The organism is Streptomyces sp. Je 1-332 (assembly GCF_040730185.1).
Lineage (GTDB): Bacteria > Actinomycetota > Actinomycetes > Streptomycetales > Streptomycetaceae > Streptomyces.
Genome location: NZ_CP160402.1, coordinates 4574137 through 4596780 on the forward strand (window position 1 = coordinate 4574137; position 22644 = coordinate 4596780).

The following is a 22644-nucleotide window of genomic DNA, read 5'->3' on the forward strand; positions in this document are numbered from 1 at the left end:
AGTTGCTTCCCTGGCCCCGGCTGAGATCCTCAGCCGGGGCCGCAGTCTTTTCGTGAGGTGAAGAGAACAGTGACCAAGTACGGATCCTTCCCCGGGGCCAGGCCCCGCCGCCTTCGGACGACCTCCGCCATGCGGCGCATGGTCGCCCAGACGCGGCTGCACCCGGCCGACCTGATCCTGCCCGCGTTCGTGCGCGAGGGGATCAGCTCCCCCGTGGAGATCGGCGCCATGCCCGGCGTCGTCCAGCACACCCGCGACAGCCTCAAGAAGGCCGCCGTCGAGGCGATGGAGGCCGGGGTCTCCGGGATCATGCTCTTCGGGGTGCCGGAGGAGGAGAAGAAGGACGCCGCGGGAACGGTCGGTACCGACCCGGACGGGATTCTCCAGGTCGCCCTGCGTGACGTGCGCGCCGAGGTCGGCGACGACTTCATCGTCATGTCCGACCTGTGCCTCGACGAGTTCACCGACCACGGTCACTGTGGTGTGCTCGACGCCGAGGGCCGCGTGGACAACGACGCCACCCTTGAGCGGTACGCGGAGATGGCGCAGGTCCAGGCCGACGCGGGAGCCCACGTCGTGGGGCCCAGCGGCATGATGGACGGTCAGGTCGGCGTCATCCGCGACGCGTTGGACCAGGTCGGGCACGAGGACGTCTCCATCCTGGCCTACACCGTCAAGTACTCGTCGGCCTTCTTCGGCCCCTTCCGCGAGGCCGTCGGCTCGTCCCTGAAGGGCGACCGCAAGACCTACCAGCAGGACCCGGCCAACGCCCGCGAGTCCCTGCGTGAGCTTGCGCTCGACCTCGACGAGGGCGCCGACATGGTGATGGTGAAGCCCGCGGGCCCCTACCTGGACATCCTCTCCAAGGTCGCCGACGCGGTCGACGTGCCGGTGGCGGCGTACCAGATCAGCGGCGAGTACGCGATGATCGAGGCTGCCGCCGAGCGCGGCTGGATCGACCGCGACCAGGCGATCATGGAGTCGCTCACCGGCATCAAGCGCGCGGGCGCGAACATGATCCTCACGTACTGGGCGACCGAGGTGGCGCGGAAGCTCTGAGGGTGCCGGCATGGGCGGGGCTTGACCTCCTCGACCTCCTTGACCTCAAGTTTGATTGAGGTTGCAGGGTGGTGTGCATCGGCGTTCCGAACGACGGGCGTCGACGTTCTGAGGAGGACGTATGCGCGCCGTGGTGCTGCACGAGTTCGGACCCGCCGAGAACCTGACGTACGAGACCTGGCCCGACCCCGTCGCGGGGCCGGGCCAGGTGCGTATCGCCGTACGGGCGGCGGGAGTTCACTTCGTCGAGACCGTCCTGCGGCAGGGTGCGGCGGGTGACATGGCGCCGCCGGAGCCCGAGCTGCCAGCCGTCTTCGGCGGAGAGGTCGCCGGGATCGTCGACGCGGTGGGCCCCGGCGTGGACCCCGAGTGGCTGGGGCGAGCCGTCGTGACCCCGCGCAGCGAACCCGGCGGATACGCCGAACTGTCGGTGGCCGACCTCGCGCAGCTGCACGAGGTGCCGGACGGGCTCGGGTTCGAGGCCGCCGTGGCCATGGTGATGACCGGGGCGACGGCCATCGGACTCCTGGACATCGCTCAACTCGCCGCCGACGACGTCGTGTTGGTGACATCCGCCGCGGGTGGTGTCGGTCGGCTCGTGGTGCAGTACGCGCTGTCCGTGGGCGCGGTCGTGATCGGCGCCGCGGGCGGGGCCGACAAGGTGGAGGCCGTCTGGGAACTCGGCGCCGACCTCGCCGTCGACTACAACCGGCCCGGCTGGGCGGACACCGTGCGCGAGCGCCTCGACGGGCGTGAGGTGAGTGTCGTACTCGACGGGGTGGGAGGCGAGAAGTCCGCCGCCGCGTTCGGGCTCATCGGCAGGGGCGGGCGGTACGTGGTCATCGGCTGGTCCTCACAGGAAGGGTTCGAGCCGGACGCGGGTGTCGTGGAGGAGCGGGGGATCGCGGTCACCAACGCGCTGATGCGGCTGCTGGCCAGGCCCGAGGACGGACCCGATCAGGAGCGGCGCGCCCTGGAGGCCGCGGCCAAGGGGCAGTTGGTGCCTGCGGTGCAGACGTACCCGCTCGCGGAGGCGGCTCGGGCCCACGCGGCCATGGAGCGGCGGGAGACCACGGGGAAGGTCGTGCTGATTCCCTAGGCCTGGGTGGGTACCTGGTCCTGCTTGAGCAGGGTGACCAGGCGGGAGAAGCCGTCGGCGCCGTAGCCCTCGTCGACCGCGCGGTCGAGCAGGCCGTGACCGGGGTTGGAGGTGGGGGCGGCGTTGGGCATGCGGTACTTATCCGTGGGTGAGGGTGGGTGGCTGATGGAGGGACCATCAGCCACCCACCCGCGTACGAGGGTCGTCACCACATCAGGGCGTCCGAAGCCGTCGTCTGCCAGTACGTGACGTAGGCCGAGCTGTCCACGTACACGCCGCCTTCCGGGAGCTTCGGCGCCGCCGGGTTGCCTACGCTGCCGTTCATCGTGCGGTTGGAGAAGTAGGCCTCCAGGTTCTGGGCCTGGGAGCCTTCCGAACCCTCCGGGGATGACGTGCCGATGGCCGCGTACGCCGTCTGGCCCGGCTTCAGCGTGACGACTGCCTGAGGCTTGCTCGCCTCCACCCACGGTGTGGCCGACTGGCCCTCGTCGAAGCGGAGGAACGGGGCGCCGTACGCGTAACACGTCTTCGTGCCCGTGTTCTTGGCCTTCAGGAGCAGGTGGTTGATGGGGCGGTCGACCTCGGCGATGGTGACCTTGGTGGTGGCGGCGGTGCAGGTGACCGGAGCCGACTTCGCGGCGGGGGTCGCGGCCGACGCGGCGCTGCCGAGTGCGGTGAGCGAGAGGGCGGCGGTGAGAGCTGCGGCGGTGGCGGCGGCCTTGGTGGTGAGTCGCATGGCTGGTCTCTTTCGGTGTGACGGGAGTGACGTGCGCCGCGCCGAGGTGTCCCCGGATGCGGCGTGCTTGTATGGCCACAGCTTGTGCGGGGTTTTGTCCCAGGAACCAGTGTGGGACGGCAGTTGGGGACGTTGGGACAGTCTTACGGCTGTGAACTGCGGAAACTCCGTTCCTTGGAACGGCTGGATGGAATGGAGAGAGCGTGGGGGCGGGCGATCTCGCGGAGTTGCTGCGGGAGCTGAAGGAGCGGTCGGGGCTCAGCTACGGGGCGCTGGCCAAGCGGTTGCATGTGTCGACGTCGACGCTGCACCGGTATGTGAACGGGTCCGCCGTACCCACGGAGTTCGCTCCGCTGGAGCGGCTGGCCCGGGTGTGCGGGGCCTCCCGGGAGGAGATGGTCGAGGTCCATCGGCGGTGGATCCTGGCCGATGCGGCGCGCGGTGATCGTAAGGAGGAGGCGTCTGCTGTTCCTGCGTCTCCGTCTCCGTCTCCGTCTCCGGTTCCGGTTCCTGCTCCTGTCGCTGACCCTGACGCTGCCTCTGACACTCCTGACGCCGTGGCCGACGACGAGAGGGGCGAGGGCGAGGGCGCGGACGCGGATGAGGGCCCCGGCAGTGGTGCGCCCGGCATCGTCATCGGGCGTGCCCCCGTGGCGGCCGGGCGGCGTCTGCCCAGGGCGCGTGTTCTTGTCGCCGCCGGTCTCGTACTCGCGCTCGGCGCCACCGCCTTCGCCGTACAGGCCGCTACTGGTGGCGGTGACCGTGACCACGTGGCCACCGACTCCCCGAGCGAGGTGGGCGGGGAGTTGGACAAGAGCCCCGACGCCGCGTCCGCGTCACCCTCCGAGAAGGAGCCCGGGAAGAGCAAGGGCGGCGGCAAGGAGACGGCCGGTTCCGAGAAGCCGTCCGGCGGGGGCGAGCAGGGTGATGGCAGGACCCGGGCGCCCAAGGGCGGCGGCAGCGGTGGCACCGGCAACGGGTACGCCCCGGTGACCGTCTCCACCCAGCCCCAGTACTGGGACGCCCCCTGCGGCCACCCCTATCTCGTCGACAAGGCCCCCGGCACCCTCTCCCCGCCCCCCAACGAACAGGACGCCGCCGGCTGGGTGTCCGCGAACGGGGCGGTCTCCGCCCGGGACCAGACCGTGAAGCTGACCGTCCAGGGCACGGGCGAGGACACCGTCGTCCTGGAGTCCCTGAACGTCCGCGTCGCCGGAACCAGCGCGCCCCTCGCGTGGAACAACTACAAGATGGGATACATCGGCGTCGGCTGCGGCGGCAGCGTGCCGCAGCACTCCTTCGACGTCGACCTGGACGCGTCGGTGCCGCGCCCGGCCCCGCAGGCGGGGGAGAGCGGCTTCCCGTTCAAGGTGAGCGCGAGCGACCCGGAGGCGTTCTACGTCAACGCGACCGCCAACACCCGCTTCGTACGGTGGTACTTGGAGCTGGAGTGGTCGAGCGGCACCCGGCACGGAACCGTCCGCATCGACGACACGGGCAAGCCGTTCGCCACGAGCGGCGACCGGAGCCGTCCCGTCTACGGGTACTCGCTCGACAGCAAGAAGTGGATGAAGACGAATCGTGACGACGACCAAGGGGTGGACGCCGGCGAGTAGTCGCCGGAGGCGGGGCGGCAGCGGTCCGAACGGCCCGGTCCGCATCCCGGAATGGCGTGTGTAGGCGGCACTTGCGTGCCTAGGGTGCGAATCGAGCCGTCCGTCCGTGCCGAAGGAGCCGTCGCCGTGACCGTCACCGAGCCCGCCCCCACCGCCGCACCCACCCCGCCGCTCGCCGCGCGTGCCGCCTCGGTCGGGGGCTCGCCGGTACGGGACATCCTGGCTGTGACCGCGCGGCCCGAGGTCATCAACTTCGCGGGCGGGCTCCCCGCCCCCGGCCTGTTCGACAAGCGCGGCATCGCGGCCGCCTTCCAGGCCGCGCTCACCGAACAGCCCGAGCGCGCGCTCCAGTACGCCACCACCGAGGGCGAACCCGCCCTGCGTACCGCCATCGCCCAGCGGTTCTCCGCGCGGGGGCTCGCGACCTCGGCCGACGACCTCATCGTCACCACCGGCTCCCAGCAGGCGCTGTCCCTGCTCGCCACCGCCCTCATCGAGCCCGGCGAGACCATCCTCGTCGAGAACCCCTGCTACCTCGCCGCCCTCCAGGCCTTCGGCTTCGCGGGCGCGCACGTCGTGCCCGTGCCGTGCGACGAGGCCGGGATCGACCCGGACGCCCTCGACGATCTCGTCGCCCTCCACCGGCCCAAGCTGCTCTACACCGTCCCCACCTTCCAGAACCCCACCGGCCGCACCCTGCCCGCCGGGCGCCGCGCCGCCATCGCCGACGTCGCCGCGCGGCGCGGGCTGTGGATCGTGGAGGACGACCCGTACGGGGAGCTGCGGTTCGAGGGGGAGCGGGTGCCGTGGATCGCCTCGTACCCCGGCGCGGAGGACCGCACCGTACTGCTCGGCAGCTTCTCCAAGGTCATGGCGCCCGGTATGCGCCTGGGCTGGCTGCGGGGGCCCGCGGCGCTCCTGAGGGCCTGTGTCGTCGCCAAGCAGGCCGCCGACCTGCACACCCCGACCGTCAACCAGCTCGCCGCGGCACGGTACTTGGCGGACAACGACCTGGACGCGCACGTCGCGCACGTGGCCGGGAAGTACCGCGAGAACCGTGACGCGATGCTCGCCGGACTCGGGGACGCGCTGCCCGAGGGGTCCACCTGGCTCCGCCCGGAGGGCGGCACGTTCGTCTGGGCCAAGCTGCCCGACGGCTACGACACCGCTGCCCTGCTGCCCGAGGTCGTCAGGCACGACGTGGCGTACGTGCCCGGGACGCCGTTCTACGCGGGGGAGCCGGACGTCGCCACCCTGCGGATGTGCTTCGTCACGCAGTCCCCCGACGAGATCGCCGAGGGACTGCGCAGGCTCCGAAGCGCGCTTCGGGGCTAGAGGCGCTCAGGCGTCCTGATGCCGAGGAGCGCCATGCCCTGGTGCAGGGTGCGGGCGGTGATGTCGCACAGGAACAGGCGGTTCTCGACCTGGGCCGGGGTGTCCGCCTTCAGGACCGGGCACTTGTCGTAGAACGTCGTGTACAGCGACGCCAGTTGGTAGAGGTATGCGGCGAGCTTGTGCGGGGCGTACTCCCCGGCGACCTCGGCGACCGTCTCCGCGAACTGGTCGACGTGCAGACCGAGCGCCCGCTCCGCGGCGGCCAGTTCGAGCTCCGGGTGCGCCTTCGGCCGGACGTCGCCCGCCTTGCGCAGGATCGACTGGATACGGGCGTACGCGTACTGGAGGTACACCGAGGTGTCGCCGTTCAGGGACACCATCTGGTCCAGGTCGAACTTGTAGTCCCGCACCGCCGACGTCGACAGGTCCGCGTACTTCACCGCGCCGATGCCCACCTGGGCGCCGCGCTCGGCCATCTCCTCCTCGGAGAGGTCCTGCGCCTTCTCGCGGACGATGGCCGACGCCCGGTCGATCGCCTCGTCGAGGAGGTCGATGAGGCGCACGGTCTCGCCCTCACGGGTCTTGAACGGCTTGCCGTCCTTGCCGAGGACCGTACCGAAGCCGAGCTGCACCGCCTTGACGTTTTCGGTCAGCCAGCCCGCCCTGCGGGCCGTCTCGAAGACCATCTTGAAGTGCAGGGACTGCCGCGCGTCCACCACGTAGAGGAGCGTGTCGGCCTTGAGGTTGAAGACGCGGTCGCGGATCGCGGAGAGGTCGGTGGCCGCGTAACCGAAACCGCCGTCGGACTTCTGGACGATCAGCGGGGACGGGTTGCCGTCCGGGCCCTTCACGTCGTCGAAGAAGACACACAGCGCGCCGTTCGACCGGACGGCGACGCCGGACTCCTCCAGCATGCGGCAGGTCTCGGCCAGCATGTCGTTGTAGCCGGACTCGCCGACGATGTCCGCGTCCTCGATCTCCACGTCCAGCTTGTTGAAGACCGAGTAGAAGTAGACCTTCGACTCGTCCACGAACCGCTGCCAGATCGCGAGGGTCTCGGGGTCGCCTGCCTGGAGGTCCACCACCCGGCGCCGGGCCCGCGTCTTGAAGTCCTCGTCGGAGTCGAAGAGCACCTTCGACTCCTTGTAGACGCGGTTCAGGCCGGACATGGCCTCCTCGCCCGCCCGCTCGGTGCCGTCGGCGGCCTGGTGGCCCAGCGCGTCCGGGTGCTCGATCAGATACTGCACGAGCATGCCGAACTGGGTGCCCCAGTCGCCGATGTGGTGGCGGCTGACCACCTTCTCGCCGGTGAACTCCAGGATCCTGACGACGGAGTTGCCGATGACCGAGTTGCGCAGGTGCCCTACGTGCATCTCCTTGGCCACGTTCGGCTGCGCCCAGTCGACGACGGTCGTGCCCGCCTGCTCGGCGTACGGCACGCCGAGGCGCTCGCCGTCGGCGGCGCGCGCGGCGAGGTTCTCGGTGATCGCCTTGTCGGTGACCGTCACGTTCAGGAAGCCGGGGCCGGACACCTCGACGTCCTTCAGCAGGTCAGGGGCGTCGATGGCGTCCACGACCTTCGCCGCCAGCTCCCGCGGATTCGCCTTCGCCTTCTTGGCGAGGGCCAGGATCCCGTTGGCCTGGTAGTCGGCCCGGTCGCTTCGTCGCAGCAGCGGGTCGGCGGCGCCGGCCTCCGGCAGGGCAGCCGAGAGGGCGTCCGCGATGCGCTGGTGGACGGAGGCGGTGAGGGACGTGACCGAGGCCATGGAGTGGATGCCGTTCTCCTCGAGGTGCAGATAGACCCGGCCAGTATCCCATGCAGGGAAAAGCGGTTTTCGCGGTTGCGGGTCGAGCTGGGAGAATGGCCGCGACAAGCGGTACTCACGTAGAAGATGAGTTGAAGCAGAAAGGCGTGCCGATCGTGGCTCAGAGCACCGATACCACCGACTGGGTCTCCCGCTACGCGGACGAGGTCATCGCCGAGTCGGAGCGTCGTGCCCCGGGCAAACCGGTCGTCGTCGCCTCCGGGCTCTCGCCCTCGGGCCCCATCCACCTGGGCAATCTCCGCGAGGTCATGACCCCGCACCTGGTCGCGGACGAGATCCGGCGGCGCGGGCACGAGGTCCGCCACCTCATCTCCTGGGACGACTACGACCGGTATCGCAAGGTCCCGGCCGGCGTCCCCGGCATCGACGAGACCTGGGCCCAGCACATCGGCAAGCCCCTCACCTCCGTGCCCGCCCCGGCCGGTTCCGCGTACCCGAACTGGGCCGAGCACTTCAAGGCGGCCATGACCGAGGCGCTCGCCGATCTTGGCGTGGAGTACGACGGGATCAGCCAGACCGAGCAGTACACCTCGGGCGTCTACCGCGAGCAGATCCTGCACGCGATGAAGCACCGCGGTGACATCGACGCGATCCTCGACCAGTACCGCACCAAGAAGGCCCCCGGGAAGGGCGGCCAGAAGCAGTCGCAGAAGCCGGTCGACGAGGCCGAGCTGGAGGCCGCCGAGGGGTCCGGCGCCGCGAGCGAGGACGACGGCAGCGGCGGCCAGAGCGGGTACTTCCCGTACAAGCCGTACTGCGGCGCGTGCGAGAAGGACCTGACGACCGTCACGTCGTACGACGACGAGAGCACGGAGCTTTCGTACGTGTGCGCGGACTGCGGGCACACCGAGACGGTGCTGCTCAGCGAGTTCAACCGCGGCAAGCTGGTCTGGAAGGTCGACTGGCCCATGCGCTGGGCGTACGAGGGCGTCATCTTCGAGCCGAGCGGCGTGGACCACTCGTCTCCCGGGTCGTCGTTCGTGGTCGGCGGGCAGATCGTGCGCGAGATCTTCGCGGGCGTGCAGCCGATCGGCCCGATGTACGCGTTCGTCGGCATTTCCGGGATGGCGAAGATGTCGTCGTCGAAGGGTGGCGTGCCGACTCCGGCCGACGCGCTGAAGATCATGGAGGCGCCGCTGCTTCGCTGGCTCTACGCCCGGCGCAGGCCGAACCAGTCCTTCAAGATCGCCTTCGACCAGGAGATCCAGCGGCTCTACGACGAGTGGGACAAGCTCGACGCGAAGGTCGCGGACGGCTCCGTGCTGCCCGCGGACGCCGCGGCGCACTCGCGTGCGGTGCGGACTGCTGCGGGGCCGCTGCCCGCGACCCCGCGTCCGCTGCCGTACCGCACGCTCGCGTCCGTCGCGGACGTGACGGCGGGCGCCGAGGACCAGACGCTCCGCATCCTGCGGGACCTGGACCCGACGGACCCGATCTCGTCCCTGGACGAGGCGCGGCCGCGGCTGGACCGTGCCGAGAACTGGATCACCACCCAGGTCCCGGCGGACGCGCGCACGATCGTGCGGGCTGAGCCGGACGTGGAGCTGCTGTCCTCGCTGGACGACGAGGGGCGTGAGTCGCTGCGGCTGCTCCTGGAAGGCCTCGACTCGCACTGGTCCCTCGACGGTCTTACGCACCTGGTGTACGGGGTGCCGAAGGTGCGGGCCGGGTTCTCCGCAGACGCCACGGCGAAGGAACTCCCCCCGGAGATCAAGGTCGCGCAGCGGTCCTTCTTCGCCCTCCTGTACCGCCTCCTGGTGACCCGGGAGACAGGCCCGCGCCTGCCCACGCTGTTGCTCGCCGTGGGGGCGGAGAGGGTGCGGAAGCTGCTCGGTGCGTGACGCTTGGCGCTCGGCCTAACGGTACGAGCACGGGGGCGCCGCCCAGCTTCGCCTGGGCGGCGCCCCCTTCGCGTGCCGCGGACTGGACCGCCGCTTCGCGGCGGAGTTTTCCCGCCCACCCACCCGATTGCCCCGGGGTAATCGGGTGGGTGGGCGGGAGAGTTTGTTCGGTCAGGGTGTATGCGGGTGCTGGGTGGGCGGGTGGGGGACCTCCGCCGCGGAGCGGCGGGTTTTTGTGCAGCCGCGGTCGGGCTCGGGCCCACCCGCGGGCGTGGCCAGCGCAGCGGGAGGCGGAGCCCTGCACCCTTTGGACTACCGGGAGATCACTCCGGGGCAGGACGCTCGAGGCCCCGGGGCCAGCGATCCTGGTCGTATGAAGGAAATCATCGCCATCGTCGGGTGGGTCCTCGGGATCCAGGGAGCCCTCGGCGCCGCCGGGCGCATTTTCGGGGACGAGCCCTGGGGGCTCCTCCAGAAGTGGTGGGACGTACCCACCCCCGCGTACCTCGCCCTGTTCGCGCTCGGCGCCGCCCTCGCCATCTGGGGCGAGACCAGCAAGAAGCGCGCCCGCAGCAGCGCCTAGGCGCTGTACTCCGAGTCCAGTTCCTCCTGGTAGCGGCCCCGGAAGTCACGCAGGTACGGCCGCAGTGTGCTCTCCGCGGGAGGGCCGCCCGCCTGGCCCGTGACGCCGTACAGGTCCATCAAGTACAGGCCGAACTGCCGGGCGTTGGGGTAGTCCCCGCGCTCGTTCACGTACTTGCGGAACGCCGCGAAGTACGCGTCCTCGCGCGAGACGTCCTCCGGGAGACCGGATGCCTCGGATACCTCGGGCAGCGGCTCCAGCTCCTCCGCGGCTTCTGCGGGCTCCGCCGCCTCCGCCACACCCACGGACTCCTCGCGCGGGCCCGGAATCAGATGCTGTCCGCCCAGGGGGCGCGTGCGGCCTGGACCCGCGGGGACCGGGAACGCCGGCTCGGGAGCAGCCGCGCCGCCGCCCTCGCCGCCCTGCTCGTCGAAGTACGCCTGCTGCTGCTCCAGGTACTCCTGCTGCTCGACGTAGGCCTGCTGCTCGGCGTACGCCTGCTGGTCCGCGTACCACTGGTCATGCGGCTCTTCAGGAACGTACGAAGGCTGCTGAGCGGCGAACCACGGGCTCACGTGCGCTCCTTGAGGGGCACCCTGAGCCTCCGGCCCCTGCTGCTCCTGCTGCTCCGGCTGGGGCTGAGCGCGCGGCTCGCGCTGCGGCTGCTGCTCCGGCTCGGGCCGGGGCTCGGCCTCCAGCTGCGGCGCGGGCACCGACGGCTTGGTCAACTCCGCCCGCTGCTGCACCTCCGGCGCCGGCGGCAACAGCGCGGGCTCGATGCCCGCCGCCGCGAGCCCCGCCGGGGCCGTCTCCGCCAGCGGCACACCGAACCGCGCGAGCCGCAACGGCATCAACGACTCCACCGGAGCCTTGCGCCGCCACGAGCGGCCGAAACGGGCCTGAAGGCGCGCCTGGTAGATGAGACGGTCCTGCTCCAGCTTGATGACCTGCTCGTAGGAGCGCAGCTCCCACAGCTTCATCCGCCGCCACAGCTTGAACGTCGGGACGGGGGACAGGAGCCAGCGCGTGAGACGTACGCCCTCCATGTGCTTGTCGGCCGTGATGTCCGCGATCCGGCCCACCGCGTGCCGAGCCGCCTCCACGGCCACCACGAAAAGGACCGGGATGACGGCGTGCATGCCTACACCCAGCGGGTCCGGCCAGGCCGCGGCGCCGTTGAAGGCGATCGTCGCGGCCGTCAGGAGCCACGCCGTCTGGCGCAGGAGCGGGAAGGGAATGCGGATCCACGTGAGGAGCAGATCCAGCGCCAGCAGGACGCAGATACCCGCGTCGATGCCGATCGGGAAGACCACCGAGAAGCTGCCGAAGCCCTTCTTCTCGGCAAGCTCGCGCACGGCCGCGTACGACCCCGCGAAACCGATGCCGGCGATGACGACCGCACCGGCGACGACCACGCCGATGAGTATTCGGTGCGTGCGTGTCAGCTGCATCGCGGCCACCCGCGAACCCCTCCCTGTTCGGTTTGTTGCGAGCGACAGCCTGGCACACGCATACGGAAGACAGTGTGCCGGTACGGCAGGAGCCCGGCCACCAGCGGGCCGGGCTCCACAACTTCCGTGCAATCGCCGCGAGTTGTGCGCGGGACGCGCACGCGGGCTCTACCGCCCGGCGTCAGCTCTTGGGCTTGGAGCTGGACTTGGACTTCGACTTGGAGTCCGAGCCCGAGCCCGAGTCCGAGCCCGAGTCCGAGGAGCCGGAGCCCTTGGAGTCCTTGGAGCTCTCGGAAGCCTTCGGGTCCTTGGAGCCGCTGTCCGTGCCACCCGCCTTGTTCGCGGAGGCGACCGCCTCGGCGGCCTCCTTAGCGGCCTTCTCGGCGTCCTTGGACAGGTCCTTCGAGCTCGGCGCCTTGTCGCCCGCCAGGCCCGCGCCGTTGTAGTCGATCGTCACGACCGCGTTCTCCACGCGCGTCACGACCGTCTGCTGCTTGAAGTCTTCCTTGTCCTTCTTCAGGTCGTAGTGCACGACCGTCGTCTGGTCGCCGAGCCCCGGTACCGGCTCCGTCTTGACGCTCTTCGCGCCGTCCGTCGCCTGCGCGTCGGCGACCTGCTTCGCGAAGCTGTTCTGCGCGCGCTTGGCACCACTGCCGAGCGACGCGTCCGAGTCGAAGCGCATCAGCGACACGCGCAGCCAGCGGAACTGCGAGCCGTCGACGCCGTTGTTGTCGAGGCTGTCCCACGAGCAGGTGCCACGCGCCGACGTGTCATCGGACGTGCCCGCCTTGCCCGACTTGTCCTTCGCCTTCGGGACAAGGTCGTCGAGCGTCTTCTTCGACAGGACCTCGCAGGGCTCGGGCAGCTTGCTGAACGCCGCCTTCTCCACGCTCGCGGCCTTGTCCTTGCCCGAGGCGGAAGCCGAGGACTTCGAGCCCGAGTCCTTCTCCGCCCCGTCCGAACCCGAGCCGGAGTCGGAGGAGCAGCCGGAGGCAATGAGGATCACCGGTACGGCGGCTGCGCAGGTGAGTATGCGGGTGAGTCGCTGTGCTGGTCGGTGCATGGTTCCTTCACTCAAGTCACTCAGGACGGCTGTCGTCGGTTCGATGGGCCACGGTACGCCGTGCCCGACGCGGACGACTCCGCTTCCGAAGACCCGGGCACCTCTCCGGACCGCCGCTAATCGTCGAACCTGTCGGCAAGCGTTCCGGCCAGTTCCTGCGCCTTGTCCTGCATTTCCTTGCTGTCGGGGATCTCCGTACGACGCCCCGGCTGCTCGTCGTACTCGACGGTCACGATCACGTTCGACGTGCGGAACACCACAGTCACCGTGCGGTGCCGGGTCGCGGATGCGGCCGTCGTGAGCGCGTCGTCGAGGAAGGACTCGTCGCCCAGGTCTTCGAGGATGCGGGGCTCGAGGCCGGGAGGCGTGACGGGCGCTTCCGCGTCGCTGGACGCGCTGTCGCCGGAGTCCCCCCCGCCTTCACCCTCACCCTTGTCCTTGCCCTCGTCGGATTCGCCGTTGCCCGCCCCGGCGCCGTCGGACGCCTCAGGGTCGGCCCCGTCACTCCCGTCCGCGCTCCCGTCCCCGTCGTCGGCGGAGGACGGAGGGCCGGAGGGCTCGGGCAGGTCGGCCTTCTGCACCTTCGACGAGTAGACCTCCGTGGCACGGGTGTCATCGCTCACGGCAGCGTCGTACGAGACGACCCGCTCGAAGTCGACCAGCAGATGGTGAGTGGCATCCGAGGACTCCACCTTCCAGCGGCAGCCCACACGCCGGTCGGTGTCGTACGTGACGGTCGGCGCACCCTCGTACGCCTTCTCCCGCTGCTCCTCGTCCGGGTTCTCCTTGATGCCGGGCAGCATGGAGTCGAGCGTGCCGGTGTCGACCTCGCCGCAGGCCTCGGGGAGCGTGCGGTACTTGCCGGGCTCGGCGGCCGCGGTCGTCCCGCCGGTGTCGCCGGGCTTCGAGTCGTCCGGCTCCCCGCCGAGCGCGCCTCCACCCGTGCAGCCGGCGAGCAGCGCCGCGATGAGAGCTGCGACGCCTGGTACGTAAGCCTTCCGCTGCACCGTGTGGGCTCCTTCTCGCGGGGATATTGGGTTGCCGCTGATGGGCGGCCGGTGGACACAATGTGTATCGCACGCAATGCCGTGGACGCCGGTCCGTGATCCCTTTCGTTGACCTTGGCTCCGGTATTTGCGCTTGGAGACTTTCGGCACTTTCATGCAACTACGGGGGAATGAGGACGTTATGTCGTACGTGGAGGTTCCGGGGGCAAAGGTACCGATCCGGATGTGGACGGACCCGGCCTCGGTGGAGGACGTGGCACTCCAGCAGCTCCGGAACGTGGCAACGCTGCCCTGGATCAAGGGCCTGGCCGTCATGCCGGACGTCCACTACGGCAAGGGCGCGACGGTCGGCTCGGTGATCGCCATGCAGGGCGCGGTATGCCCCGCGGCGGTGGGCGTCGACATCGGCTGCGGAATGTCCGCGGTCAAGACGTCCCTGACGGCGAATGACCTGCCGGGGGACCTGTCACGGCTGCGGTCGAAGATCGAGGCTGCCATTCCGGTGGGGCGGGGGATGCATGCGGAGGCGGTGGATCCGGGGCGGTTGCATGGGTTCGGGACGTCGGGGTGGGAGGGCTTCTGGGGGCGGTTCGACGGGATCGCTGATGCGGTCAAGTTCCGCCGGGAGCGGGCTGCCAAGCAGATGGGGACGCTTGGAGCGGGAAACCATCATATTGAAGCTTCAACTGACTCTTCCGGTTCTGTGTGGCTCACGCTGCACTCGGGCTCCCGCAACATCGGCAAGGAGCTCGCCGAGCACCACATAGGCATTGCCCAGAAGCTCCCGCACAACCAGGGCTTGGTGGACCGTGACCTGGCAGTCTTCGTATCGGACACCCCGCAGATGGCGGCGTACCGAAACGACCTCTACTGGGCTCAGGAGTACGCCAAGTACAACCGCGCGATCATGATGGGCCTCCTGAAGGATGTCATTCGCCGGGAGTTCAAGAAGGCCAAGCCGACCTTCGAAGCGGAGGTCAGCTGTCACCACAACTACGTGGCCGAGGAGCGGTACGAGGGGATGGACCTGCTGGTCACGCGTAAGGGCGCGATCCGGGCAGGCTCCGGTGACCTCGGCATCATCCCGGGGTCGATGGGCACGGCAACGTACATCGTGAAGGGCCTCGGCAACGAGAAGGCCTTCAACTCGGCGTCGCACGGCGCGGGTCGGCGGATGAGCCGGAACGCGGCGAAGAAGCGCTTCTCCGCGCGTGACCTGGAGGAGCAGACGCAGGGCGTCGAGTGCCGCAAGGACTCGGGTGTCGTGGACGAGATCCCGGGGGCCTACAAGCCGATCGAGCAGGTCATGGAGCATCAGCGTGACCTGGTCGAGGTCGTGGCGAAGCTGAAGCAGTTCATCTGCGTGAAGGGGTGAAGCGAGAGTGCCCCGACCGTGGACGGTCGGGGCACTCGATCAGTGCCTCACTGGTCGTTCGCGGGCGTGGGTACCTTGCCGTTGCGTAGACGCCAGAGGCGGAGGTTGCAGCTTCGTGCGGTCCGCCCCAGCGCTTCGGCGGCGGCAGCGGGGGTGCCGTGCTCCAGCAGGACGCGGTCTTCCCACTCCTTCCAGCGACGCCGTTCGGGTCCGACCTTCATGTCGATCGGCCGCACCCATGTGGCGAGGGCTGCCGCAGCGGTCTGTTTGCGTCCCAGAGCCAGGCACTTCGGGTAGTAGAGGTCCGCGGCCAGCCTCAGGGCTGCTTCCTTCGTGTAGACGATGTTGTAGATCCCGTCGCGGGCATTGCGCTTGATGAGCCGTTCGGCACCTGTGAGCATCCGCGCATAGCGGCAGAGGTAGACCCCCACAGCCGTGCTGACAGTGGTCAGTGAGACGAACGGGAGGCCTTGGCTTGTGTAGCCGACCGAGCCGTCCGCGTCGATGACGCCCCGCAGGTAGTCGCGCCGTGAGAACTCGACGCGTGGTGGGGTGATCCTCTTGGACTTGCGCCCGTAGGGCAGGCCGAGTTGGTGCAGTGTGGTCCGCGCTTCGAGGGAGTAAAGGCTCCACGTCGCCGAGTGGTGTTCCTCGGAGAAGTTCGTGGAGCGGGTGCGCTCGCTGATGCTGCTGTTGTACGGGGTCAGTCGCTGGAACTCGCGCAGGATCTCGATGTCCCGCACATTGATCTCGGCGGTCAGTTTCCCCTTCTGGCCCGCCCCTTGCTGCAGATGCCCGTCGGCCTGCAAGAAGCCGAACATGTAGGCGGACTCGGGGACTTCGAGGTTCATGAACTGCGATGTGGGACCGCTAGGCTCGCGTTCAGCCATGAGGAAGCTCTAGGCCTTCCTGTGTGGTCAGGCCCCCGGCCGGGATTGCAGTCCCGGCCGGGGGCCGTTCTGTGTGCTGTTGTCGACCTGAGCCTAGGCAGGCCGTACGCCAACAGGCGTGGCGATACGACGCGTTCACTGGTGTGGGTGACTCGCGTCCTGGGGTGGGGCGCGGCGGAACGCCCTACAGCTCCCGGTGGATCTTCGTGTTGGAGGCCTGGGCTCGGGGGCGGACCACCAAGAGGTCGATGTTCACGTGGGGTGGGCGGGTTACCGCCCAGGTGATCGTGTCCGCCACGTCGTCCGCCGTGAGGGGGGCCGTCACGCCTGCGTAGACCTTCGCGGCCTTCTCCGTGTCGCCGCCGAAGCGGGTCGTGGCGAACTCCTCCGTCTTGACCATGCCGGGGGCCACCTCGATGACGCGGACCGGGGTGCCGACGATCTCCAGGCGGAGGGTCTCGGCGAGTACGTGCTCGGCGTGCTTCGCGGCCACGTAGCCGCCGCCGCCCTCGTACGTGCCGTGGCCGGCGGTGGAGGAGAGGACGACGACCGTGCCGTCGCCGCTCGCGGTGAGCGCGGGGAGCAGGGCCTGGGTGATGTTCAGGGTGCCGATGACGTTCGTCTCGTACATCTGGCGCCAGTCGGCGGGGTCGCCGGTGGCGATGGTGTCGGCGCCGAGCGCGCCGCCCGCGTTGTTGACGAGGACCGCGACCTTGCGGAAGGCGGTGGCGAACTCGTCCACGGCAACGCGGTCGGTGATGTCGAGCGCGTACGCCATCGCGTCGTGCCCCGCGGCCGTGATCTCGGCGGCGAGGGCCTCGATGCGGTCCTTGCGGCGGGCGGTGAGGACGACGCGGTAGCCGGCGGCCGCGAGGCCGCGCGCGGTGGCGGCGCCGATGCCGCTGCTCGCGCCGGTGACGATCGCGATGCGGGTGGCGGCGGGCGCGGCGGGCGCTGCGTTCGCGGCGGCGGTCATGGCTGCTCCTATGGCGTACGTGTGTTCCTGTCCTGTCCCGCCAGGATAGGTCGCCGGGCCTAGCGGCCCCGTGGCGCGTACATGATCACCGCCATGCCCGCGAGGCAGATCAGCGCCCCGGTCACGTCCCAGCGGTCGGGCCGGTAGCCGTCGGCGACCATGCCCCAGGCGATGGATCCGGCGACGAAGACACCGCCGTACGCGGCGAGGATGCGGCCGAACTCGGCGTCGGGCTGGAGCGTGGCGACGAAGCCGTAGACGCCGAGTGCGATGACGCCCGCACCGATCCACGCCCACCCCTTGTGTTCGCGCACTCCTTGCCAGACGAGCCAGGCGCCGCCGATCTCGAAGAGTGCGGCAAGGGCGAAGAGGGCGGCGGAGCGGGCGATGAGCATGGGGAGATCGTGGCACGGGGGGGGTGCCCGGAGGCTTTGCACGCGCTTCCCCGGAGCCTGTTGTCCGACCCTCCCCCTACCGTGGCCGGTATGGAGAGATCGCCGTTGTCAGAGCCGTGCCTGGTCCCCTGGTCCGAGGGTGACTTCGCGTTGCTGGTCGCCTGTAACTCCGCTGGGATGACCGCGCATTTGGGCGGTCCCGAGACGCGTGAGCAGTTGGTGTCCCGGCATCGGCGTTACCTCGCGTTGGAGCGGGGGCAGATGTTCCGGATCGCGCTCGATGGTGACGCCGTCGGTTCGATCGGGTACTGGGAGACGTCCTGGCAGGGAGAGTCCGTCTGGGAGACCGGGTGGGGTGTGCTGCCCGGGTTCCAGGGGCGGGGTATCGCGGCGACGGCCGCGCGGCTGGTCGTCGAGGAGGCCCGGGCCACCGGTCGGCACGCGCGGCTGCACGCGTTTCCCGCCGTGGATCACGCCGCTTCCAACGGGGTTTGCCGGAAGGCCGGTTTCACGATGCGGGGCGAACACGACTTCGAGTACCCGAAGGGGCACTGGATGCGCTGCAACGACTGGAGCGTCGACCTGAGCGGCTGCTGAGGCGCCGTACAGCGGTATGCGGTATGCGGTATGTGGGTTGCGGGTTGCGGGCTTACCGTCTCGCCGTCTCGCTGAGGTGCCGCTGAATCACCGCGGCGGCGGTGCGTATGCCGTCGGTGGTACGCCCACTGTCGCTGTGAAGTCCCTGATCAGGTGGGCCTGGTCGGCGTAGCCGAGTGTGGCGGCCACGTCCGCCCAGTCCACCTTCTCGTCCGCCTCCGCGTGCTCCAGCGCCTCGTGGATCCGGTGGCGCAGGATCAGCCACTTCGGGCCGACCCCCACGTATGCCGAGAAGAGCCGCTGGAGCGCTCGTACCGACATGTCCTCCGCTCGCGCGAACGCGCTGACCCGGCGGATGCCGCGGTCCGTACGGATGCGTTCAGCCAGGGCCATGGCGAGGTCGGCCTGGGGGTCGGGCGTGGGGCCGAGGCTCAGCAGGAAGGCGTCGAGGGCCGCCACGCGCGCCTGCTCGTCCGCCGGAGTCAGGACCGCGTCCAGCGCGCCCGCGGGTACCTGCTCGAACACCTCCTCCAGCGGAACCAGCCGTCGCCCCGTCCACGCGGACACCGGCGCCGACGGTGCGAACGGCCGGAAGCCGCCGGGGCGGAACTTCACCCCGCACACCCGCCCCCGCCCCCGCCCCTCCAGCTTCTGTGTGAAGAGGTCGAGCCCGATCCCCGCCACCTCCGCGAAGGGCTCCTGCGCGGCGAACCTCTGGAAGACGACGTTCACGGAAGGGTGCGGCACGATGTGCGAGGCGTACGGCTCGGCCAGGTCCCAGTCGATCAGCCAGTACTGCTCCACGTAGGGACGCAGTACGGCCGCGCCCGGTGCGACGCGGCGGAAATGTACGTGGGCGAAGAGCCCGGCGGCATCGACGATCCCACGGCTGTCGGTCCGCGGCCCCGGTGGTGGCCCCGGAGGCGGTCCCGGAGGCGGCCCGGAAGCGGAAGCGTCGGCCATGGCTTGATCGTATGCCGGGGCCTCTCGCCCGTGTCGTGTTTCTTCAAGCCACGGCAGCGGCCGCCGCCTTAGCGTCACGTCATGAGTGAGAACAGCAGCGTGAGCGAGAACAGCAGCGTGAGCGAGAACGGCAGCGTGAGCGAGAACAGCGTCGTGAGTGAGAACAGCATCGTGGGTGGGAACCGCATCGCCGACCTCCTGAAGGCGGCCACCGCCCACGCCGTCCCCGTGGTCCGCGCGATCCCCGACGACCGCCTCGCCGACCCCACCCCCTGCGCCGAGTACGACGTAAAGGACCTGGTCAACCACCTCCTCCAGGTGATCGTCCAGTTCCAGGCGCTGGCCGCCAAGCAGAACGCCGACTTCAGCGAGACCCCTGACTACGTCGCCGAGAGCTCCGGCTGGCGCGAGCGTTTCGCCGACGAGGCGGGGAAGCTGGTCGCCGCCTGGGGCGCGCCCGGCGCCGATGAAGGCACCACGGGGGCCATGAACATGCCCGCGAAGACCGTCGGTTGCATGGCGCTGCTCGACCTGACGGTGCACGCCTGGGACCTGGCCCGCGCCACGGGGCAGGAGTACGAGCCCGCCCCGGAGAGCAGTGGCGTCGTCGCCGCGCTACGGGAAGCGGTCGCGGGACTGGCCCCGACGGCCCGGAAGATGGGCGTCTTCGGTGAGCCGCTGCCGGTACCCGAAGGGGCCTCCGAGCTGGAGCGGCTCCTGGCCGAGACGGGCCGGAACCCTCGCTGGACCCTGTAGGCCTGTAGGCCTGTAGGCCGTGACTCTCTCGGACGGTGTGGACCCCGAGGACGAGATCAGCGCTCAGGGCCACACCAAGCAGTAGGCCTGATGCCCCGCGTCATGCAGCCGGTGGCTGAAGTCCTGCCACTCGTGCAGGAGTTGGTAGACGTTGAAGGCGTCGCGCGGGCCGCCGCGGTCGGGGACCGTGGACCAGATGAACGCCGCGGCGCCGACCGACTCCTCGCCGATGCCGCGCAGCGGGTCGACAACCGTCATGGGGAGTTTCACCACGGCGTAGTCGGGGTGCAGGACGACCAGTTCGAGTGGGGGCACCTTGTGCAGGGGTATGCCCTCGATGCCGGTGAGGACCATCGCGGCGACCGTCTCCGGCTTGATCTTCGTGAACATGCCGTTCATGCCCAGCTCGTCACCGCCGAGCTCCTCGGGACGCATCGAGATGGGCACGCGGGCGGCGGTCGCGCCGTCCGGAGCTCCGAAGTACTTGTAGGTCACCCCACCCACCCGGCCACTCCTGCTTCCCGCCCGGTCCTGCTCCGTCTCGCCGTCCCGTGCCAGGGCCTTGGCCTCGGTCGCTTCCGCCTCGCGCCGGTGCTTGCCGATCCGCCGGGCACGCCGCGGGCCCAGGCCGTCGGTCCCCTCGCCCAGTCCGCCACCGCGATGCATATCTCCACCCGACTGCTTTTCCAGGGCGCCCGCCCCTGCTTTTCTAGGCCTCGCGGCCCCCGCCGCGCAACCCGATCATCGTGTCAGTGACCTCCCCCACGGTCACTGGCTAAAACGTCGAGTGAAACACCTGTCCGCAGGATGTCCGAAGCCTCTGACACCATGGTTCATGTGAGCTTCCCGTATAGCGCCCCAGTTTCGCAGACTCTCTTCGACCGTGCGGCGGCCGTGACGCCCGGCGGTGTGAACTCTCCCGTGCGCGCTTTCCGCGCTGTGGGCGGTACGCCCCGTTTCATGGTGTCCGGTACCGGTCCGTACCTGACGGACGCCGACGGCCGTGAGTACGTCGACCTCGTCTGTTCGTGGGGGCCGATGATCCTCGGCCACTCCCACCCCGACGTGATCGCCGCCGTCCAGGAGGCCGTCGCCCGCGGCACGTCCTTCGGCACGCCCGGCGAGGGTGAGGTCGCGCTCGCCGAGGAGATCGTCGCGCGCATCGAGCCCGTCGAGCAGGTGCGGCTGGTCTCCAGCGGCACCGAGGCGACGATGTCCGCGATCCGCCTCGCGCGCGGGTTCACCGGCCGCGCCAAGATCATCAAGTTCGCCGGCTGTTACCACGGCCATGTGGACGCGCTGCTCGCCGCGGCGGGCTCCGGGCTTGCCACCTTCGGCCTGCCGGACACCCCGGGCGTCACCGGCGCCCAGGCGGGCGACACCATCGTCGTTCCGTACAACGACCTGGACGCCGTGCGTGCCGCGTTCGCCGCGAACGCCGGTGAGATCGCCTGCGTCATCACCGAGGCGTCGCCGGGCAACATGGGCGTCGTACCGCCGGGTGAGGGGTTCAACCAGGGCCTCGCGGACCTGTGCAGGGAGAACGGCGCGCTGTTCATCTCGGACGAGGTCATGACCGGCTTCCGTACGTCGAAGGCGGGCTGGTTCGGCGTCGACGGGGTGCGCCCCGATCTGATGACCTTCGGCAAGGTCATGGGCGGCGGCTTCCCGGCCGCCGCTTTCGGTGGCCGCGCCGACGTCATGGAGCACCTCGCCCCGGTCGGCCCCGTCTACCAGGCGGGCACCCTGTCGGGGAACCCGATCGCGACGGCCGCGGGCCTCGCGCAGCTGCGGCTCCTGGACGACGAGGCGTACGACAGGGTCGATGTCGTCTCCGGGCAGTTGCGCGGCCTCGTCACCGACGCGCTCTCCAAGGAGGGCGTCGCGCACCGGCTGCAGAACGCGTCGAACATGTTCTCCGTCTTCTTCACCGAGCGCGAGGTGCGGAACTACGACGACGCCAAGACCCAGGAGTCGTTCCGCTTCACCGCGTTCTTCCACTCGATGCTGTCGCAGGGCGTGTATCTCCCGCCGTCGGCCTTCGAGTCCTGGTTCGTCTCCACCGCCCACGACGAGCGGGCGATCGAGAAGATCGCCGCGGCCCTGCCTTCGGCGGCGCGCGCGGCTGCCGAAGCCACTGACCCCACCACGGAGGCCACCGCATGAGCGCGGGCAGCGAGATCACTGTCGTCCACGTGATGCGCCACGGGGAGGTGGAGAACCCGGACGGGATCCTGTACGGGCGCCTCCCCGACTACCACCTCTCGGAACTTGGGCGGCAGATGGCCGACCGGGTCGCCGAGCATCTCGCTCCGCGTGACATCACGCACGTCGTGGCGTCGCCGCTGGACCGCGCGCAGGAGACGGCGACGCCGATTGCCAAGGAGCACGGTCTGGAGCTGGCGACGGACGGACGGCTCATCGAGGCGGGCAACGTCTTCGAGGGCAAGACGTTCGGGGTCGGCGACGGCGCTCTGAAGAACCCGGAGAACTGGAAGCACCTGGTCAATCCCTTCAAGCCGTCCTGGGGCGAGTCGTACGTCGAGCAGGTCGTGCGGATGATGGGCGCCCTGGACGCGGCGCGGGACGCCGCCCGCGGGCATGAAGCGGTGTGCGTCAGCCATCAGTTGCCGATCTGGATCGTGCGGAGCTTCGTGGAGAAGCGGCGCCTGTGGCACGACCCGCGCAAGCGGCAGTGCACGCTGGCCTCGCTGACGACGTTCACGTACCGCGGCGACAAGATCGTCTCCGTGGGTTACACGGAGCCTGCGCGCGATCTCGTCCCCGCGCATCTCCTCGCGGGCGCCAAGCCGGTGAAGGGTAAGGCGAAGGCGTTCGGCGCATAAGCGCTCCGCTGGTATTGCCGTCGACCGTCTGCGGCGTCGTCGTGGCTGGGCGCAGTTCCCCGCGCCCCTTCGGGGCGCCCACGCCAGGTAATTGACTGGCGACTGTATGTCCGTTCTCGATAAAAGCCAGTCAATTTGTGCTTGTTGTCGGAACCCCATTGTTCGTCGCGCCCTCTAACGGGGCGTCCCTCACGCATGGATGCGTGCAGGGCTGCAGGGCGCGACGAATG

The 22644-nt window shown here is 69.8% G+C and carries 22 protein-coding genes; 11 read left to right on the forward strand and 11 right to left on the reverse strand.

Annotation, left to right across the window (positions count from 1 at the left end):
- The first annotated feature begins 69 nt into the window (after nucleotides 1-69).
- Nucleotides 70-1059, forward strand: coding sequence for a porphobilinogen synthase (gene hemB, locus ABXJ52_RS20740; RefSeq protein WP_367044108.1), 990 nt, complete (start codon nucleotides 70-72; stop codon nucleotides 1057-1059).
- 121 nt (nucleotides 1060-1180) lie between these two features.
- Nucleotides 1181-2158: a zinc-binding dehydrogenase gene (locus ABXJ52_RS20745; protein WP_367044110.1), complete on the forward strand. Its 978-nt coding sequence runs from the start codon at nucleotides 1181-1183 to the stop codon at nucleotides 2156-2158.
- Here the strand turns inward: ABXJ52_RS20745 and ABXJ52_RS20750 are convergent.
- Nucleotides 2155-2289, reverse strand: coding sequence for a hypothetical protein (locus tag ABXJ52_RS20750; RefSeq protein WP_367044111.1), 135 nt, complete (start codon nucleotides 2287-2289; stop codon nucleotides 2155-2157). The two genes, ABXJ52_RS20745 and ABXJ52_RS20750, sit on opposite strands and share 4 nt — an antisense overlap.
- 74 nt (nucleotides 2290-2363) lie before the next feature.
- Nucleotides 2364-2894, reverse strand: coding sequence for a DUF4232 domain-containing protein (locus ABXJ52_RS20755; RefSeq protein WP_367044112.1), 531 nt, complete (start codon nucleotides 2892-2894; stop codon nucleotides 2364-2366).
- 203 nt (nucleotides 2895-3097) lie between these two features.
- Here ABXJ52_RS20755 and ABXJ52_RS20760 point away from each other — a divergent pair, with 203 nt between their 5' ends.
- Together ABXJ52_RS20760 and ABXJ52_RS20765 are read left to right on the forward strand one after the other, a co-directional pair.
- A complete protein-coding gene (locus tag ABXJ52_RS20760) occupies nucleotides 3098-4510 on the forward strand; it encodes a helix-turn-helix transcriptional regulator (RefSeq protein ID WP_367044113.1) in 1413 nt (470 codons plus the stop codon).
- 126 nt (nucleotides 4511-4636) lie between these two features.
- Entirely contained in the window at nucleotides 4637-5845 is a 1209-nt protein-coding gene (locus tag ABXJ52_RS20765) for a PLP-dependent aminotransferase family protein (protein ID WP_367044114.1), read from the forward strand.
- On the opposite strand, the gene argS is transcribed toward ABXJ52_RS20765, so the two are convergent.
- Nucleotides 5842-7611, reverse strand: a complete 1770-nt coding sequence (gene argS, locus ABXJ52_RS20770; protein ID WP_367044115.1) for an arginine--tRNA ligase — start codon at nucleotides 7609-7611, stop codon at nucleotides 5842-5844. The two genes, ABXJ52_RS20765 and argS, sit on opposite strands and share 4 nt — an antisense overlap.
- Nucleotides 7612-7757: 146 nt before the next feature.
- Between argS and lysS the strand changes: the two genes are divergently transcribed.
- On the forward strand, nucleotides 7758-9512 hold the full coding sequence (lysS, locus tag ABXJ52_RS20775; protein ID WP_367044116.1) for a lysine--tRNA ligase: 1755 nt from the start codon (nucleotides 7758-7760) through the stop codon (nucleotides 9510-9512).
- Between the two features lie 373 nt (nucleotides 9513-9885).
- Nucleotides 9886-10095, forward strand: coding sequence for a hypothetical protein (locus ABXJ52_RS20780; RefSeq protein WP_367044117.1), 210 nt, complete (start codon nucleotides 9886-9888; stop codon nucleotides 10093-10095).
- On the opposite strand, the gene ABXJ52_RS20785 is transcribed toward ABXJ52_RS20780, so the two are convergent.
- The 3 genes from ABXJ52_RS20785 to ABXJ52_RS20795 form a co-directional block, all read right to left on the reverse strand.
- Nucleotides 10092-11555 carry a DUF2637 domain-containing protein gene (locus ABXJ52_RS20785; RefSeq protein WP_367044118.1) on the reverse strand — a complete coding sequence of 488 codons (1464 nt, stop codon included), beginning with the start codon at nucleotides 11553-11555 and terminating at the stop codon, nucleotides 10092-10094. The two genes, ABXJ52_RS20780 and ABXJ52_RS20785, sit on opposite strands and share 4 nt — an antisense overlap.
- A gap of 172 nt (nucleotides 11556-11727) precedes the next feature.
- Nucleotides 11728-12609, reverse strand: coding sequence for a DUF3558 domain-containing protein (locus tag ABXJ52_RS20790; protein ID WP_367044119.1), 882 nt, complete (start codon nucleotides 12607-12609; stop codon nucleotides 11728-11730).
- A gap of 116 nt (nucleotides 12610-12725) precedes the next feature.
- On the reverse strand, nucleotides 12726-13616 hold the full coding sequence (locus tag ABXJ52_RS20795) for a DUF3558 domain-containing protein (protein WP_367044120.1): 891 nt from the start codon (nucleotides 13614-13616) through the stop codon (nucleotides 12726-12728).
- 181 nt (nucleotides 13617-13797) lie between these two features.
- Between ABXJ52_RS20795 and ABXJ52_RS20800 the strand changes: the two genes are divergently transcribed.
- A complete protein-coding gene (locus ABXJ52_RS20800) occupies nucleotides 13798-14991 on the forward strand; it encodes an RtcB family protein (RefSeq protein WP_367044121.1) in 1194 nt (397 codons plus the stop codon).
- Nucleotides 14992-15038: 47 nt separating this feature from the next.
- Here ABXJ52_RS20800 and ABXJ52_RS20805 read toward each other — a convergent pair whose 3' ends face one another.
- The 3 genes from ABXJ52_RS20805 to ABXJ52_RS20815 all read right to left on the reverse strand — a co-directional run bounded on the left by ABXJ52_RS20805 (nucleotide 15039) and on the right by ABXJ52_RS20815 (nucleotide 17252).
- Nucleotides 15039-15881 (reverse strand): hypothetical protein, encoded by an 843-nt coding sequence (locus ABXJ52_RS20805; RefSeq protein ID WP_367044122.1) that lies wholly within the window; start codon nucleotides 15879-15881, stop codon nucleotides 15039-15041.
- A gap of 184 nt (nucleotides 15882-16065) precedes the next feature.
- On the reverse strand, nucleotides 16066-16857 hold the full coding sequence (locus tag ABXJ52_RS20810; RefSeq protein ID WP_367044123.1) for an SDR family NAD(P)-dependent oxidoreductase: 792 nt from the start codon (nucleotides 16855-16857) through the stop codon (nucleotides 16066-16068).
- Between the two features lie 59 nt (nucleotides 16858-16916).
- Nucleotides 16917-17252, reverse strand: coding sequence for a YnfA family protein (locus tag ABXJ52_RS20815; protein ID WP_160506481.1), 336 nt, complete (start codon nucleotides 17250-17252; stop codon nucleotides 16917-16919).
- A 90-nt stretch (nucleotides 17253-17342) separates the two neighbouring features.
- Between ABXJ52_RS20815 and ABXJ52_RS20820 the strand changes: the two genes are divergently transcribed.
- The gene (locus tag ABXJ52_RS20820; protein ID WP_367044124.1) at nucleotides 17343-17849 is read left to right on the forward strand and encodes a GNAT family N-acetyltransferase; all 507 of its coding nucleotides are present in this window, start codon (nucleotides 17343-17345) and stop codon (nucleotides 17847-17849) included.
- Between the two features lie 87 nt (nucleotides 17850-17936).
- On the opposite strand, the gene ABXJ52_RS20825 is transcribed toward ABXJ52_RS20820, so the two are convergent.
- Nucleotides 17937-18812 (reverse strand): helix-turn-helix domain-containing protein, encoded by an 876-nt coding sequence (locus ABXJ52_RS20825; RefSeq protein WP_367044125.1) that lies wholly within the window; start codon nucleotides 18810-18812, stop codon nucleotides 17937-17939.
- Between the two features lie 81 nt (nucleotides 18813-18893).
- On the opposite strand from ABXJ52_RS20825, the gene ABXJ52_RS20830 reads away from it, so the two are divergent.
- Nucleotides 18894-19568 (forward strand): TIGR03086 family metal-binding protein, encoded by a 675-nt coding sequence (locus ABXJ52_RS20830; protein ID WP_367044126.1) that lies wholly within the window; start codon nucleotides 18894-18896, stop codon nucleotides 19566-19568.
- A gap of 63 nt (nucleotides 19569-19631) precedes the next feature.
- On the opposite strand, the gene ABXJ52_RS20835 is transcribed toward ABXJ52_RS20830, so the two are convergent.
- Nucleotides 19632-20072: a hypothetical protein gene (locus tag ABXJ52_RS20835; protein ID WP_367049147.1), complete on the reverse strand. Its 441-nt coding sequence runs from the start codon at nucleotides 20070-20072 to the stop codon at nucleotides 19632-19634.
- A 324-nt stretch (nucleotides 20073-20396) separates the two neighbouring features.
- Between ABXJ52_RS20835 and hemL the strand changes: the two genes are divergently transcribed.
- Together hemL and ABXJ52_RS20845 are read left to right on the forward strand one after the other, a co-directional pair.
- Nucleotides 20397-21734, forward strand: a complete 1338-nt coding sequence (gene hemL, locus ABXJ52_RS20840) for a glutamate-1-semialdehyde 2,1-aminomutase (protein WP_367044127.1) — start codon at nucleotides 20397-20399, stop codon at nucleotides 21732-21734.
- Nucleotides 21731-22414 (forward strand): histidine phosphatase family protein, encoded by a 684-nt coding sequence (locus ABXJ52_RS20845; RefSeq protein WP_367044129.1) that lies wholly within the window; start codon nucleotides 21731-21733, stop codon nucleotides 22412-22414. The genes hemL and ABXJ52_RS20845 overlap by 4 nt, the downstream gene beginning before the upstream one ends.
- Nucleotides 22415-22644: the final 230 nt, after the last annotated feature.